Source organism: Bifidobacterium miconis (genome assembly GCF_019331735.1).
Lineage (GTDB): Bacteria > Actinomycetota > Actinomycetes > Actinomycetales > Bifidobacteriaceae > Bifidobacterium > Bifidobacterium miconis.
In genome coordinates, this window is sequence record NZ_JAHBBH010000004.1 from 79,690 (window position 1) to 93,386 (window position 13,697).

General features: G+C 64.4%; 12 protein-coding genes. 4 read left to right on the plus strand and 8 right to left on the minus strand.

Annotated features, from left to right (window positions below; genetic code table 11):
• Positions 1 to 331: 331 nt before the first annotated feature.
• A complete protein-coding gene (locus tag KIH79_RS02460) occupies positions 332 to 2,419 on the plus strand; it encodes a M13 family metallopeptidase (RefSeq protein ID WP_420829343.1) in 2,088 nt (695 codons plus the stop codon).
• 154 nt (positions 2,420 to 2,573) lie between these two features.
• On the opposite strand, the gene KIH79_RS02465 is transcribed toward KIH79_RS02460, so the two are convergent.
• From KIH79_RS02465 to KIH79_RS02490, 6 genes are all read right to left on the minus strand, one after another.
• A complete protein-coding gene (locus KIH79_RS02465) occupies positions 2,574 to 2,927 on the minus strand; it encodes a HigA family addiction module antitoxin (RefSeq protein WP_219057938.1) in 354 nt (117 codons plus the stop codon).
• Positions 2,899 to 3,192, minus strand: a complete 294-nt coding sequence (locus KIH79_RS02470; RefSeq protein WP_219057939.1) for a type II toxin-antitoxin system RelE/ParE family toxin — start codon at positions 3,190 to 3,192, stop codon at positions 2,899 to 2,901. The genes KIH79_RS02465 and KIH79_RS02470 overlap by 29 nt, the downstream gene beginning before the upstream one ends.
• 72 nt (positions 3,193 to 3,264) lie before the next feature.
• Entirely contained in the window at positions 3,265 to 3,834 is a 570-nt protein-coding gene (locus KIH79_RS02475; protein WP_219057940.1) for a single-stranded DNA-binding protein, read from the minus strand.
• 533 nt (positions 3,835 to 4,367) lie between these two features.
• Positions 4,368 to 6,080 (minus strand): GH39 family glycosyl hydrolase, encoded by a 1,713-nt coding sequence (locus tag KIH79_RS02480; protein WP_219057941.1) that lies wholly within the window; start codon positions 6,078 to 6,080, stop codon positions 4,368 to 4,370.
• 147 nt (positions 6,081 to 6,227) lie between these two features.
• A complete protein-coding gene (locus KIH79_RS02485) occupies positions 6,228 to 6,419 on the minus strand; it encodes a hypothetical protein (protein ID WP_219057942.1) in 192 nt (63 codons plus the stop codon).
• Between the two features lie 149 nt (positions 6,420 to 6,568).
• Complete coding sequence (locus tag KIH79_RS02490) at positions 6,569 to 8,131, minus strand: type 2 periplasmic-binding domain-containing protein (RefSeq protein ID WP_236023541.1); 1,563 nt, start codon at positions 8,129 to 8,131, stop codon at positions 6,569 to 6,571.
• A gap of 537 nt (positions 8,132 to 8,668) precedes the next feature.
• On the opposite strand from KIH79_RS02490, the gene KIH79_RS02495 reads away from it, so the two are divergent.
• Positions 8,669 to 9,703 carry a LacI family DNA-binding transcriptional regulator gene (locus tag KIH79_RS02495; protein ID WP_219057944.1) on the plus strand — a complete coding sequence of 345 codons (1,035 nt, stop codon included), beginning with the start codon at positions 8,669 to 8,671 and terminating at the stop codon, positions 9,701 to 9,703.
• Between the two features lie 47 nt (positions 9,704 to 9,750).
• On the opposite strand, the gene KIH79_RS02500 is transcribed toward KIH79_RS02495, so the two are convergent.
• Positions 9,751 to 10,746, minus strand: coding sequence for an AEC family transporter (locus tag KIH79_RS02500; RefSeq protein ID WP_219057945.1), 996 nt, complete (start codon positions 10,744 to 10,746; stop codon positions 9,751 to 9,753).
• Positions 10,747 to 10,859: 113 nt separating this feature from the next.
• Between KIH79_RS02500 and KIH79_RS02505 the strand changes: the two genes are divergently transcribed.
• The gene (locus KIH79_RS02505) at positions 10,860 to 12,017 is read left to right on the plus strand and encodes a LacI family DNA-binding transcriptional regulator (protein ID WP_219057946.1); all 1,158 of its coding nucleotides are present in this window, start codon (positions 10,860 to 10,862) and stop codon (positions 12,015 to 12,017) included.
• A 92-nt stretch (positions 12,018 to 12,109) separates the two neighbouring features.
• On the opposite strand, the gene KIH79_RS02510 is transcribed toward KIH79_RS02505, so the two are convergent.
• Positions 12,110 to 13,354, minus strand: coding sequence for a hypothetical protein (locus KIH79_RS02510; RefSeq protein ID WP_219057947.1), 1,245 nt, complete (start codon positions 13,352 to 13,354; stop codon positions 12,110 to 12,112).
• 93 nt (positions 13,355 to 13,447) lie between these two features.
• On the opposite strand from KIH79_RS02510, the gene KIH79_RS02515 reads away from it, so the two are divergent.
• Positions 13,448 to 13,621, plus strand: coding sequence for a hypothetical protein (locus KIH79_RS02515; protein WP_219057948.1), 174 nt, complete (start codon positions 13,448 to 13,450; stop codon positions 13,619 to 13,621).
• Positions 13,622 to 13,697 lie beyond the last annotated feature (76 nt).

Genomic DNA, 13,697 nt, shown 5'->3' on the forward strand with positions numbered 1-13,697 from the left:
TCTCGCTACGCTCGACAGCCCCCTCAGCCGAGGGGGCCGAGGCTCCGCCAGCGCCCCGAGCGTTGAACACTTACCGACGCTGTGGCCGGGCCGCCGCCGAGAACAGGGCATTGCGAGTGAGCGCAACACCGATCCCATCGCGCGACTGCGCAATGCTGAGATTGCACTACCACGCAATCTCACGACGACACGGCATCACGCGTAGCGTGATTCCGATACCGCTGGGCAACCGCCCATACACGCCAAATGCGAAAAGCCACGGAACAATCGTGCGCGACGGCCGATTCTCCGCCCGGCGCAACATCGCGCGACGTCACCGAACGCAGATAGTATGGGCGGCATGACTACAACGCTCACATCCGGACTCGATCCGGCATCGTTCTCATCCGTCATCAAGCCGTCCGACGATCTGTTCCGCTACGTAAACGGACCGTGGATCGACACGTACCGCCTGCCCGACGACAAGGCGCGCTACGGTTCGTTCGACAAGCTCGCCGAAGACGCCGAGTCGCAGATCCGCGAAATCCTCGAAGACGACGACTGCCCGGCCGTCAAGTCGCAGGCGCTCTACCGCTCCTTCCTCGACACCGACGCGATCGAAGCGGCCGGCGTCGACCCGATCAAACCCGAACTCGAGGCGATCGACTCCGCCGCCGACAAGGCCGCGCTCGTCCGCGCGCTCGGCTCGCTCAACCCGACCGGCGGCCCGGACCTGTTCGGCGTTGGCATCTACGGCGATCCGAAGGATCCGACCACCAACATCGCGCACATCGAACAGGGCGGCCTCGGCCTGCCCGACGAGGCGTACTATCGCGAGGACCACTACGCGCCGATCCGCGAGGCGTACGTCGACATGGTCGCCAAGCAGCTGCACAACGCCGGCTACGGCGAGCTCGACGCGACGCAGGAGCAGGCCAAGCGCTTCCTCGAGGTCGAGACGCGCCTCGCCGCGCACCACTGGGACAACGTGTCCACGCGCGACTCGGTCAAGACCTACAACCCGACCGACTTCGCGCAGCTGAGCGCCACGCTCGCCGACTTCGACATCGCCGCATGGGCCGAGGCATGGCAGGCCGCGTACGACGCGACGCCGGCCGCCGCGGCACAGCCGGTCAGCGTGCTCGACGTGCTCAAGCGCACGATCGTGCACGAGCCGAGCTTCCTCGAGGGACTCAATTCGTTCTGGAAGTCCACCGACCTCGACGACCTCAAGCTGTGGGCCCGCGTGCACGCGCTCGTCGGCGCCGCGTCGATGCTGTCCGGCGCGTTCGACACGACGAACTTCGACTTCTACGGCAAGGTGCTCTCCGGGGCCAAGGCGCAGCGCGACCGCTGGAAGCGCGCCGTGTCGCTCGTCAACGGCATCTGCGGCGAGGACGTCGGCCGCGAGTACGTGCGCCGCCACTTCCCGGAAAGCTCCAAGCAGCGCATGGAGCAGCTCGTCGCGAACCTGATCGACGCGTACCGCGTGTCGATCACGAACAGCACGTGGCTGGGCGCGGAGACGCGCGGCAAGGCGCTCGAGAAGCTGTCCAAGTTCACGCCGATGATCGGCTACACCGAGCACTGGCGCGACTACACGGCGTTCGACGTGCACGCCGACGCGGGACTCATCGCGAACATGGCCGCGGCCAGCCTGTACGAGTCCGGCTACCAGCTGGCGAAGGCCGGCAAGCCGGTCGACAAGGGCGAGTGGGAGATGAACCCGCAGACCGTGAACGCGTACTACGATCCGAGCAAGAACGTGATCGTGTTCCCGGCCGCGATCCTGCAGCCGCCGTTCTTCAACCCGGAGGCCGACGACGCGGCCAACTACGGCGGCATCGGCGCGGTGATCGGCCACGAGATCGGCCACGGCTTCGACGACCAGGGCGCCCAGTACGACGGCGACGGCACGCTCAACGACTGGTGGACGGCCGAGGACAAGGCGAACTTCGAGCAGCGCACCAAGGCGCTCATCGAGCAGTACAACGCGTTCGTGCCGACGCAGCTGGCCGAGAAGTACGCCGATGAGCCGGGCCGCGCCCCGCACGTCAACGGCGCGCTGACGATCGGCGAGAACATCGGCGATCTGGGCGGCGTGAACATCGCGCTCAAGGCGTACGCGTTCGCGCTCGACGCGGCCGCGGGACGCGACAAGGACGGCTCTCCGGAGGCGATCGAGGCGTCGCTGGCGACCGCGCCGGAGATGGACGGCTTCACCGGCCTGCAGCGCTTCTTCCTGAGCTACGCGTCGATCTGGCGCACCAAGAACCGCGACGAGCTGGCCGAGCAGTACCTGCAGATCGACCCGCACTCCCCCGCCGAATGCCGCACCAACGGCATCGTGCGCAACGTCGACCTGTTCTACAAGGCGTTCGACGTGCACGAGGGCGACGCCATGTGGCTCGACCCGTCCAAGCGCGTCTCCATCTGGTGATCGCACGCTGACGCGGTGCGGCCGCATTCTGACCGCACCGTAACCGCAGCGCAGCCAAGATGCCGCCGGGCCGCCCTTCCGCAAAGAGGGGCGGCCCCTTCTTTTTGCGCGCCCGCCCGCACCCAATGACGCCGACATCGATGCCGGCACCGGCCTATGGGGTCACCAGCGGTGTGATGTCCCCGATGGCGGCGGGATCAAAGGTGAACACGTCCCAGTCACACTGCAGGTTCATCCAGAATTCCGGAGTGGTTCCCAGCGCCTTGCCCAGCCGGTGAGCCATCGCCACGCTGATGCGGCGCTTGCCATTGACGATCTCCCCCACCGCCGTTTCGGACACGCCGATGGCTTTTGCCAATCGGTAATTGCTGATATGCAGCGGCTCCAGAAATTCCTCCTTGAGAATCTCCCCAGGAGTGCTCAGATATTCGCCCGGTCGGCGACTGGTTTCACGTCCCTGCGAATGGTCCGGCTCGCGATCAAGCGTGGTAGTCCGTGAAGTAGACATCGGTTGCCTCCTGTTCCTCGTCGTTCCAGCGGAACACGAGCCGGTATTGGCGATTGACCCGAATGCTCCAATACCCGGCGAGATCACCGGACAGCTTTTCCAGCCTATTGGCCGGGGGTATCGCCAGATCACGCAACGACCCCGCCGCCTTGAGCATCTGCAATCTTCGCGCCAGCTGCCGTTCGCAACCGGACGGATATCCCCGCGGATACGGCCCGCCATACAGGAAATCACCCAGCTCCTTGTCCCTTGTCGCAATATACATAATACTATCGCAACCCGTTAGTATCGCAATACGTTACTATCTGGAACGCGTTGCACGAGCGAACGGTACCCGTTAAAAGTCGCCGGCGCCGAAATCGTCCGCGGGAGGTTCTTCGGCGGGCGGTATGGCGTCGGAAACGGCGGAGGGAACACCGGAGAGGGCATCGGCGGAGACGTCGGAAGACGCTTCGGGGCCGGACGGAGGCTGGGACGCGTCGTCGGGCAGCGCGACGGCGGCACCGACGGAACCGCCGGGCACGCCGCCGGCCGCACCGTCGCGCTTCGTCTGGTTGAGATGCGACGTGCCATAGTTGAGATCGTGGCCGACGCTGCTGGCCTCGAGCACGTTGCGCGAGCGCTTGTCGCCGTTGTCGGCGGTCCATTCCTCGGTGGCGAGCACGCCGACGACGATCACCGGCTGTCCGGTGCGCACGGAGGAGATGACGTTCGCGGCGAGCGCCCGATAGGTTTTGACGGTGATCCACGTGGTCGGCAGGGATTTCCACTGCCGGTTCGCATCGTAGTAGCCGCGCGTGCAGCCGAGACGGAACGTGCAGATGCTGGGCGGACTGCTGTGTCCGAAGCCCTGCGGCGTGCTGCCCACGCGGCCGGTGATGGTGACGAGTCCCTGCTGCAGTGCCATGATCGGTCCTTTCCTCGGCGCTGACGCCGGCACGGGTGCCGGCGAAGTTGGACCGCGCGGGTCACGGGGCATGGGACCTGCCCTTGATGGAGGTGGAGATGCGAGGTTGAGAAGAAAGGGCCTTCGTTGTCAGCCAGCGCCGTGATCCACGCGGTGACCACCACTATGCACGATCAGCAGCGATCACCACGTGGAAAACGGGCATTGTGGACGCAGACTCGACTCCTCGGCGTGTTGTGGATAACTCCATGTGGACAACCCGCCGACTTATCCACGGCAATCGTTTGATTCGCCTTGCCGCACCAGAGTGACATTCGCGACACAAACCAAGCGTTCCTGGCGTCAATGTCACTCAACGGCCGCTTCTTGCGTGACATTGACGCCACTTACGCACCATTACTGGAGACTTTGTCACGCAACGACGCCATCGTGCGCGGCAAAGTCCCCAGCACATCCCGGCTGGCCTCCGGTTTGCCGCGCAAATAACCGACCTCTCAGCCGCACTGCGATCGGCCGGTCGAACCAAAACGCGATCAATCGGTCGGGTCGAGCGTCAGCAGCGAGAGCGCGTGGGTTGGCAGGGCGAAGCGCAGCACCAGCGGTTCGCCGTCGGCCGGCACCGTCACGGTACGGTCGTCGGTCAGCCGTTCGAGTTCGCCGGCACGGCGGATCGCGTCATACTGTTCGCCTTGCGGATACGCCGGCCGACCCTGCGCGATCCACGCCGTGTGCGCGTTGGAGTGCGCCGCGTCGACGCGATAGTGCGACAGCCGGTACGTTCCCGGGCGCAAACCGGCGACGCTCACCTCGACGTCGCGCGATTCGTCGACGTCGATGTCGTCGCAGTGCGAGTAGACGAGCGCCCGCACCGCGCGACGATCGTCGGCGGCATCGTTCGCGCCGGCGTCGTCCGCCGCATCGACCGTCGCGACGCAGCCGATGACCGTCTGCGCGCCTTCGCCGGTGTACCGCTGCGGCGTGCCCTTGCCGTACGCCTCGTCGATCGAACGTTCGAGGTCGACGTCCGGCGCGATGCCGCCGCTCGCCGCAAGACGTTCGCCGCCGAGCCGCGAGAGCATGCGGAACGCGTTGAACACGGGTTTGTCGATGTCCTGCGTGCTGAACGAACGCGTGCCGGCGAAGCACTCCTCCTGCGGGAACATGAACGCCCACGCGAGCGGCGAGACGGCGATGCCGCGCGCCTCGCCGAGCAGGCGGATGCGATCGTACGCCTCGGCCACGTAGGACGCGTAGTATTCGCTGTTGCGGAAGCGCATGTTCGAGTTGTCGGCGATGTTGCCGGCCGCCCACGTGTCCGGATCCGCTTCGGACAGCACGACGTGTCGATCGCCGAATCCTTCGGCTTCGATAACGTCGAGCCCCTGCTCGACCTGGTGCACGAGGTTGCCGACGCTCGGCACGGCCTTGTCCGCGTTCGGCCGGCCGCCCGGGAAATGGGCGCCCTTGACGTGGAAGGTCACGAAGTCGAGGCGCGCGCCGGTGCCGCCGGTGCATGCGTTCTCACCCTCGCGGCAGTGCTTCAGGAACGCCTGCAGCAGGCGTCGTCCGCTGCCGCCGTCGAACACGCCGGTGACGGCCGGGCCGGACAGCCGCGCGCCCGGCAGCACCGAGTGCAGCGCGTCCTCCGTGTAGTCGTACAGCGTGCAGTAACCGTCGTCGCCGCCCGCCCAATAGCCGATGTCGGGCTCGTTCCACAGCTCGAAGTACCACGTGCCGAGTTCGGACTCACCGTAGCGCTCCTTGAGATGCGCGGCGAGCGCGGCGATGAACGCATGCCACTTCTCCCAGCTCTTGGGCGGGTACGTCCAGCCGTTCGCATGGTACAGGTCGACCCACGGCAGGTGCGGCTGGTCGCGGTACTTCGGGTCGGCGAGCGCCTCGGGCATGAAACCGAGCTCGACGAACGGCTTGTTGCCGGATTCGACGATCGCGTCGAGGATCATGTCGTAGTGCGTGAAGTCGTAGACCGGATTGCCGTCCGCGTCCTCCGTGTAGATGTTCGTCGAGCCGAACTTGGGGCTGCCGTAGCAGTTGCCCGAGCAGAACATGAAGTGCGCGCGCACCCAGTAGGGCGCGTCCGGCAGCGCTCCGAAACGGCCGAGCAGCCGCTTGCCCTCCGGCATGTACGTGTAGTTGCATTCGTCGTAGCCGATGAACCGCCAGTCGTGGCCCAACGGCCCGGTTGCGCGCGTCGCGTCGACGTTGATGCGGCAGATGTCGTTCATTGATGCTCCTTTGAAGAGTTTTGGCGTTGCGCCGGGCAGGGCGCTCGGTTGCCGTCAGGTTGCTTTGCCCGACATGGGCTTAACGTTAAACCCAATATCATATTATATGCCGGCACGGCCGTAAGTCAATTCGCCGTGCCGGCTCGGTCACGCGTCGGACGCAGACGCGACCAGCGCGATTTCCTTTGCCGCGTCGCGGTACGCCTGCTCGTGTCCGTATTCCTGAAACAGGCAGAACACTCCGTTGGCATTGGTGCTCGGAATGAAGTTGCACCCGGAAATCCATTCCCGGCTGATGTACCAGCCCCAGATCTCGTCTTCAGTCCAGCGACGTTTCACCGATCGTCCTTCCTCGTTGAAATCCTCTTCATCATCTTTGTCATTGCCTCCATCATCGTCATCATGAAAACGCGGGCGGGAATAACCTCCCCGCCCGCTTGGGACACGATCGGCAGGAGCAGAGCCAGCCGCGTCACGTCATTCGACGGTCACTTGACGACCTTGTCGTAGGCCTTTTGCCAGATGTCGATGTTCTGTTGGAGGTTCAGCGACTCCAGCTGGCTTTGCAACGTGTTCCACGATGCGTCGTCCACGCCGTTCTGCGCCATCTTCGCGATGAGCGGCAGCACCGTGGACAGGATCGTCGTGTTGTTGTTGGTCACCGTATTCTGCTCGTCGACGGTCAGTCGTACGTAGATCGGGAAGTAGTTCTTCTCGCCGCCGATGTTCCGGTATTGCTCGTCATTGGCCTTGTCCACGGCGGAGATCGAATCGGCGTTGCGGTCGCCCTCCGCGGTCACCTCATCCGGAATCCAGCCGGCGAGACGGTCCTCGAGGGCCGGCACCTTCTGATCGTCCTGAGCCTTCTTCATGGCGTCCGTGAGCGCGTAGGAATGGTCGCCGGTCTGCTTGAGATACGTGCCGAACGAGCCCCACATCTGCTGCACGGAGTACTTCTCGGAGTAGAGCAGGTCGATGATCTTCAGGCAGGCTTCCTTGTTTGCCGCCTTGGAAGACATTGACATGTGGTAGTCCTCGAACTCGTTCGCTCCGGAAATACCGGAGGCGTCCCACACGGTCTCGTCGGCAGAGACGCCCGGGGCGGACGGCACGGGGATGGAGATGTACTGGTTGGCCAGCTCGGATCCGATGTTGCCGAACCCGCTCTGGTCCCAGCCGAAAATCGCGCCCACCTGAGCGGCGCTGCCGCCCACCTTGTTGCGGGAACGATACACGTCGCTGCTGGCAGTCACCCAATCGCTCGGCACCAGACCGGCCTTCTTGAGCGAGGCGAGATAGTCGAGTACCTGACGGAACTGGTCGGTCTGCATCACGTTGCCGACCTTGCCGTCCTTGACGTAATAACCCTGCTGCGAAGGACCGGAATTGTAGTGCGTGACGATGCCGGTCGAGTTGAGAAACAGGAACGGATTGGACCATCCGCCCAGAGACTCCGCGGGAAGCGGAGCCAGATTCATCGGGATTTCGTCGGCTTTGCCATTGCCGTTCGGATCCTGCGTCTTGAATGCCTCGAACACTTGGGTCAGCTCGTCCCATGTGATCGGCACATCAAGTCCGAGCTTGTCAAGCCACTGCTTGTTGATGAGCATGTGCTGGCCGGAGGCGGCGAACGCCTTGCCACGGTCGGACGGCAGCGTGTACATCTTGCCGTCTACATCCACGTACTTTTTCGCGGTCGGCTTCGCATCGAAAAACGCCTTGACATTGGGCAGCTTGTCCAGATCAGCCAAGAAATCCTCGAATGCCTCCGGGTTCTGCGCCGCATCCTCCGGCCGGTAGGCTCGGATGTTGAGGTCGGCGATGTCGTTCGCCGCGATCGACGCGTTTTTCTGCTGGCTCCAGGCGCTGTCCAGCACGGTCTTCCATTCGATTTTCGCGCCTGATTCCTTTTCGAGGTCCTTGGCCCACTGCATGTCCTTGACCGGCAGCTGGGGCGTGCCCTGCACCACCAGAATCTTCACGATCGGCTTGCCGTCGACGGTCGTCTTCCCGGCGTCGGCACTGCCGCACGCCGCCAGGGGAACGATCATCGAGGCAGCGGCCATCGCCGCCAATGTCATCCGTACCGCACGTCCTCGTACCATCATGGTTCCTTTCCCTTCCCCGGCGTCATCACCGGAGCGTTCCCTTGTTCCAGCGCATGCCGCCTCACTGCACAGCATGACCGCTTGGTCTGGCTGCATCCTTCGCAACCGTCACCCATACTTTAAAACGTTTTAAAACGCTTGTCAACCACATCTCAGCACGTTCAGGAAACGCAATAATTTCAACACTCGCATCACAACACGCCGCACTCGCAAAATCAGTGACAATACAAGCTTCCATCAATCAATCGACACGCCAAGTCATCCATAAAGCGCTTAAAATACAGCAGTGCAGACTATCATGAGGAGTATTAAACGTTTTAAATAAACACGTATAGAGCCAGCCAAGCCGAAAGAGACATTCACGCACAATTCAGCACCCCGGCATGCCGGGCCACAGCTCCGGCATACCGACGAAGCCGATTCCTATAATGCGTTCAGGCACATGCCCGCACGCGCATGGCCTCGATCAGAAGGAGAACCATGACCACGATCCGCGACATCGCGCGCATTGCCGGCGTTTCCATCGCGACGGTGTCCCTCGCACTGCGGGACGACCCGCGCATCGCGAACGCCACCGCCAAGCGCATCAAGGACATCGCGCGCGACGAGCACTACGTCGTGGATCTGACCGCACGAAGCCTGCACAACAAGCGCAACGGCATCATCGGCATGACCGTGTTCGACATCGACAAGCCGTATCCCGCCAAGGTGGCCAGCGAGGTGGTGGCCGCAGCGAAACGACGGAATCTGGAAACGCTGATGCACCAGCTGGTCCCGGACGCCACGCCGACCGACAAGTATCTGGCCACATGGAAGGCGGTCAGCCAGCTGTGCGACGGCATCATCCTCAACTCGGACAGCGCGCTGCGCAACGGTCTGTACCGTCTCTCGGGCGATACGCCCATGCTGTTGCTCGGAGAGCCGGACGACGAATTCGGACTGGACACCGTCACCATCGCGCACGACCGGGAATCCGAACTGGCCATGGGGCATCTGCTGGACATCGGATGCACCGGCATCGTGGTGCTGGGCTCCCCGTACACGTCGGAAGAGCAGGCGATCGGTCGGAAAACCCTGCTGGACAAGCGCGCGTATGGCTTCTATCAGGCATGCCGTCATCACCAGGTCGATCCCGACATGATCCGATTCGTGACATGCGACTGGAGCATGACGGAGGCGCACCGGCAGATGCTGTATCTGCTGGATTCCGGCGAACGATTCGACGGACTGCTGTGCCTCACCGACACCATGGCCATGGGCGCGTTGCGAGCATTGAAGGACCGCAATGTCCAAGTCCCCGAAGACATAGCAGTCATGGGACTCGACGGCATCAGGGAGGGCGAGTTTCTCGTGCCCTCGCTCAGTACCGTGGAGCCGAACTTGCGCGAGCAGGCCGAACAGGCGCTGACGCTGCTCACCGAACGCATCGAGGGAGGGACCGATCTGCCGCCAAGGCACGTCGACATCGGGTATCGGCTGATCCAGCGCGAGTCGACGATGCGGCTGCGGAGCTAAACCGCCCGGAGTCCATCCATTCGCCGCGCCGCCTGCGCACGCGGCGGTCAGCCCGCAATCACCGCATGGAGTCCGGTCATGGCGAACATGGCGATGATGCTGGTGGTGGCGAGGGTGAAGCCGGCGAGGCGGGCGTTGCCGAGGACACGGTCGGTGAACAGGGTGCAGAACACGGCGGTCGGCGCGAAGCACATGAGCGCGACGGCCTGCCTGGTGACCGGGTCGAGCGGCAGCAGGAACCACGCGGCCAAGGCGAACAGCACGCCGCACGGCAAGCGCCAGCCGATGACCTGCGCCACGTCGCGCACGTCGTCGCGCGTGGCGGGCAGTTCCATGAGCATGCCGACCATGAGCATCGAGCAGAACGGGTTCGCATCCGCGACCGGCGCGAGCACGCTGGGCACGATCCCCGGGATCGGCAGGTCGAACAATACGACCAGGGTCATGATCATGTACATGTCGAACGGGCCGGACTTGAGGAAGCCGAGCGCTATCGTGCGCAGTCGTTCGCGCAGCGCCCGCCCGCGGTCGGCCGCGTTCGGCGGCCTGAGGCGGCCGACCGGCCCGTCCGTCTCCTGCTCGGTCAGGGGCCGGGACGGGTCGATCCTCAGCAGGGTCGTGGTCATCACGTTGCCGCCGGCGGTGGTCATGACCGCGTTGCCGATGTCCATCATCGCGCCAATCACGATCGCGCCGCTCCCGTAGAACGCCTGCAGGAGCGGGAAGCAGAAGTTGCCGATGTTGTACCCGGACGTGTTGAGCATCAGGAACGCGCGCTCCGCGACCGGCCGGCGGCGTGTGGCCCAGTATACGAACGGGACCGGCACGAACGCCGCCAGGAACCCGAAAAGCGTGACCCACAGCAGGCTCGCGCTGTGAGGATTCTCGGCGAACGAGACCACGATCGCCGCCGGCAGCGTCACGTCGAAGACGACGACCTGCATGATGCGGTAGTCGCGCGGCTTGAACAGGCCGCAGCGCTTGAGCGCATAGCCGAACAGGATAATCAACAAAAACGTCGCCGGCTTGAGCAGCTGACCCATCACGTCTCCCTCGTTGGTTCCAATACGAAGGTTTAACCTTAAACTAATACCGATTATGGCACCGCACCCAGACGCGACACGCCAATCGGCAACCGCTTTCTAAGATGGGATCCATGCAGTCCAGCCAGAACGGCGTCGATGCCGCCGCGCCAACCACTACCGAACCAGCCGATCCGAACCACGTCGTCACGCTGGCCGACGTGGCGCGCGCGACCGGCTTCTCGCAGATGACCGTATCAAACGCACTGCGCGACCGCCCCAAAGTCAGCGAGGCGAATCGGCGGAAAATCAAGGAAATCGCGCAACGCATGGGCTACCAGGCCAACGCGGCGGCGACGATGCTGCGCAACCGGCGCAGCGGCATCATCCAAATCGTCATCGACGACTTCGAAGTGCCGTTCCACGCAAGCCTCGCCAAATATCTCGCGCAGGAGGCGACCGCGCGCGGCTATCAGGTGGCCGTCCGCCAATCGGAACGCTCCGGCAGCGCGGAAATGCGCGTGCTGAAAACCGAACGCGGACTGATCTACGACGGCGTCATCCTCGACGCGCCAAACATCACCGAATCGCAGGTGCTCGCCCACGCGCACGGCCGGCCGGCGCTCGTGATCGGCGACTGCGCCGATTTCTCCGCCGTCGACTCGATGGACACCGCGTGCGCGCCCGGCGCGGCGGACGCGGCGGAACATCTGTGGGAACGGGGCTGCCGCGAATGCTACGTGCTCGGCGCGCCAGCGCATTGGCCGACGGACGAGACGGCACACCGCACGGGATTCGGCCCGCGCCGGTTCGCCGCGATCGTCGACGCGCTCGCAGGGCACGGCGTGCGCATCGACGACGATCACCGCATCCCCTGCGACTGGACGTTGGAAGGCGGGCATGCCGCGGCGGCACGGCTTGCGGCGCGACTGCGCGAAGCGCATGCCGTCCCCGTCGCCGGCGACGGCTCCGTTCAAACCGCGACGGCAACCTCCCCCATCGGCATACTGTGCCTGACCGACACGGTCGCGCTCGGCGCGCTGCGAGCGTTCGCGGAGTGCGGCGTGCGCGTGCCGGACGACGTGCGCGTCATCGGCTTCGACGGACTGGCGATCGGCGAGTACGCCGTTCCGTCGCTCAGCACGGTCGCCATGGACGTGCCGGCGATGGCCGCAACCGTCGTCGCAAGACTGGCCGCGGCCATCGAAGCGCAATCGTCCGGCGCTCCTCTGCCCGACGCGATGCACGAGACGATCCCGTACCGTCTCGTCGCGCGCGAGTCGTCGCGCTGAACGGCTCGGCGCGACCGGGCAATACGACGATGGTCCGCTCCGGACAAACCGAAGCGGACCATCACACGCAAATCACCTCATCAGCACACGGATCAGTCGCCGTTGGAAGCGGACGCGGACTCGTCGCCCTGCTCGCCGCGCTTCTGGTCGAAGACCTGACGCATGTACGGACCGAACGCCTCGACGATGTGCGCCGCGCCGATCAGATCGTCGTGCAGCTTCTCGTCGCCGGGCGTCTCGCAGTGGGAGCCGACCGGCTTGTCGTCTTCGAATTCGACGACGATGCGGCCGAGCGGCAGCGTGTTCTGCGGCGGTTCGGGGCGGTTCGTGAACGCGTAGCGGCGATAGATGCTGCCGTTCTCCTTCGACTTGGGCAGCACATCGTACAGCTGGGAGACGAACGCGAGCAGCGCGCCGCAGTTGTCGACGTTGTCGGTGATGAACGACGACAGCGAGAACTCGAGCTTCGTCTTGCCGTCCTCGCCCGGCTCGTCGACGTTGATTTTCGCGACCGCACCGGGATCGTCGACGGTCGCGTTCACGTCGTAGGCGTAGAAGTAGCCGAACACCTTCGATTCGCGGTTCGTGTCCGACGTGCCGGTCGACTGGGCGTTGCCCGTCGCGGCACCGGACTCGGATTCGTCGCTGATGGCGGCCATGTCGGCGGCGATCGAGGCGATGTCGGTGATCGCGTCGGCGGACGGCTGCGTTTCGGATTCGGCCGCCGCCGCGTTGGACTGCGCCTGCGCTACGTTGGCGGCGTTGCGCTCGACCTCCTCGAGCTGCTTGAACAGCTGCGGCAGATGCTCGGTCACGCCGGCGACGAGACGCTGGGCGCCGACCAGCACTTCGTTCTTGAGCTGGTTGTTGATCGCGCAGCGGTGGGAGATGGTCACGCCTTCCTCGCTCGCGCCGAATTCGGCGGTGAAACGGGCGATCGGCATGACGCCCTTGGGCAGTTCCTCCGTGCAGGAGAAGGCATAGCGGCGGAACGTGATGTCCTTCGCGTGCTCGTCCTCGTGTTCGGCGAGCGCCTGCCCGAGCAGCTTGACGTCGGCGAGCAGCAGCTGGCGGTTCTCCGGGTGCTGCCTGACGAGATCGGCGGCGTGGATGCTGATCTCGCGCTCGTTGCCCTCCGGCTGATCGAGCGACACCCAGATCAGCTGGTCGGAGTCCTGGGGATCCTTGTCCGCGTCGAACGCGTAGAACCAACCGATGATGCGCGGCTTGTTGTCCTGATCATCCTCCGCGCCTGCGTTCGCGGCATCGGCGTCATGCACGATGCGCTCCGCCTCCGCCACTGCATCGTCGGCGTTCATCTTGTCTTCGTTGGCCATGATGGTCCTTTCTGGTCGTGTACCGTGTCCCAGCCTACGCCATCGCCCACCGTTCGGCCTGTCGCATACCGATGTTGCGATGTGCAGGCGATCATGGAACACAGTTCGACGATCGAGAGGCTGATTTTTACCTTTGCCGAGGTCGGTTTGACGATCGAGAGGCTGCCCCTTCCCGAACTCAATCCGGAACATGCCGCATTCGGCCTTGTTTCGGCCCGGGCAGGCGCGGCCATGGCATGGGCCATAGCCTCTCGATCGTCGAACTGACCTCGGCAGAACCCGGATTTAGCCTCTCGATCGTCAAACTCGGTAGCCATCTCCCCATGAACGGGAAAGCCCCTCC

Coding starts and splice junctions, on each gene's coding strand:
- KIH79_RS02460 (WP_420829343.1), top strand. CDS start 332: ATGGGCGGCATGACTACAACGCTCACATCCGGACTCGATCCGGCATCG.
- KIH79_RS02465 (WP_219057938.1), bottom strand. CDS start 2,927: ATGTCTACTTCACGGACTACCACGCTTGATCGCGAGCCGGACCATTCG.
- KIH79_RS02470 (WP_219057939.1), bottom strand. CDS start 3,192: ATGTATATTGCGACAAGGGACAAGGAGCTGGGTGATTTCCTGTATGGC.
- KIH79_RS02475 (WP_219057940.1), bottom strand. CDS start 3,834: ATGGCACTGCAGCAGGGACTCGTCACCATCACCGGCCGCGTGGGCAGC.
- KIH79_RS02480 (WP_219057941.1), bottom strand. CDS start 6,080: ATGAACGACATCTGCCGCATCAACGTCGACGCGACGCGCGCAACCGGG.
- KIH79_RS02490 (WP_236023541.1), bottom strand. CDS start 8,131: ATGATCGTTCCCCTGGCGGCGTGCGGCAGTGCCGACGCCGGGAAGACG.
- KIH79_RS02495 (WP_219057944.1), top strand. CDS start 8,669: ATGACCACGATCCGCGACATCGCGCGCATTGCCGGCGTTTCCATCGCG.
- KIH79_RS02500 (WP_219057945.1), bottom strand. CDS start 10,746: ATGGGTCAGCTGCTCAAGCCGGCGACGTTTTTGTTGATTATCCTGTTC.
- KIH79_RS02505 (WP_219057946.1), top strand. CDS start 10,860: ATGCAGTCCAGCCAGAACGGCGTCGATGCCGCCGCGCCAACCACTACC.
- KIH79_RS02510 (WP_219057947.1), bottom strand. CDS start 13,354: ATGGCCAACGAAGACAAGATGAACGCCGACGATGCAGTGGCGGAGGCG.
- KIH79_RS02515 (WP_219057948.1), top strand. CDS start 13,448: ATGGAACACAGTTCGACGATCGAGAGGCTGATTTTTACCTTTGCCGAG.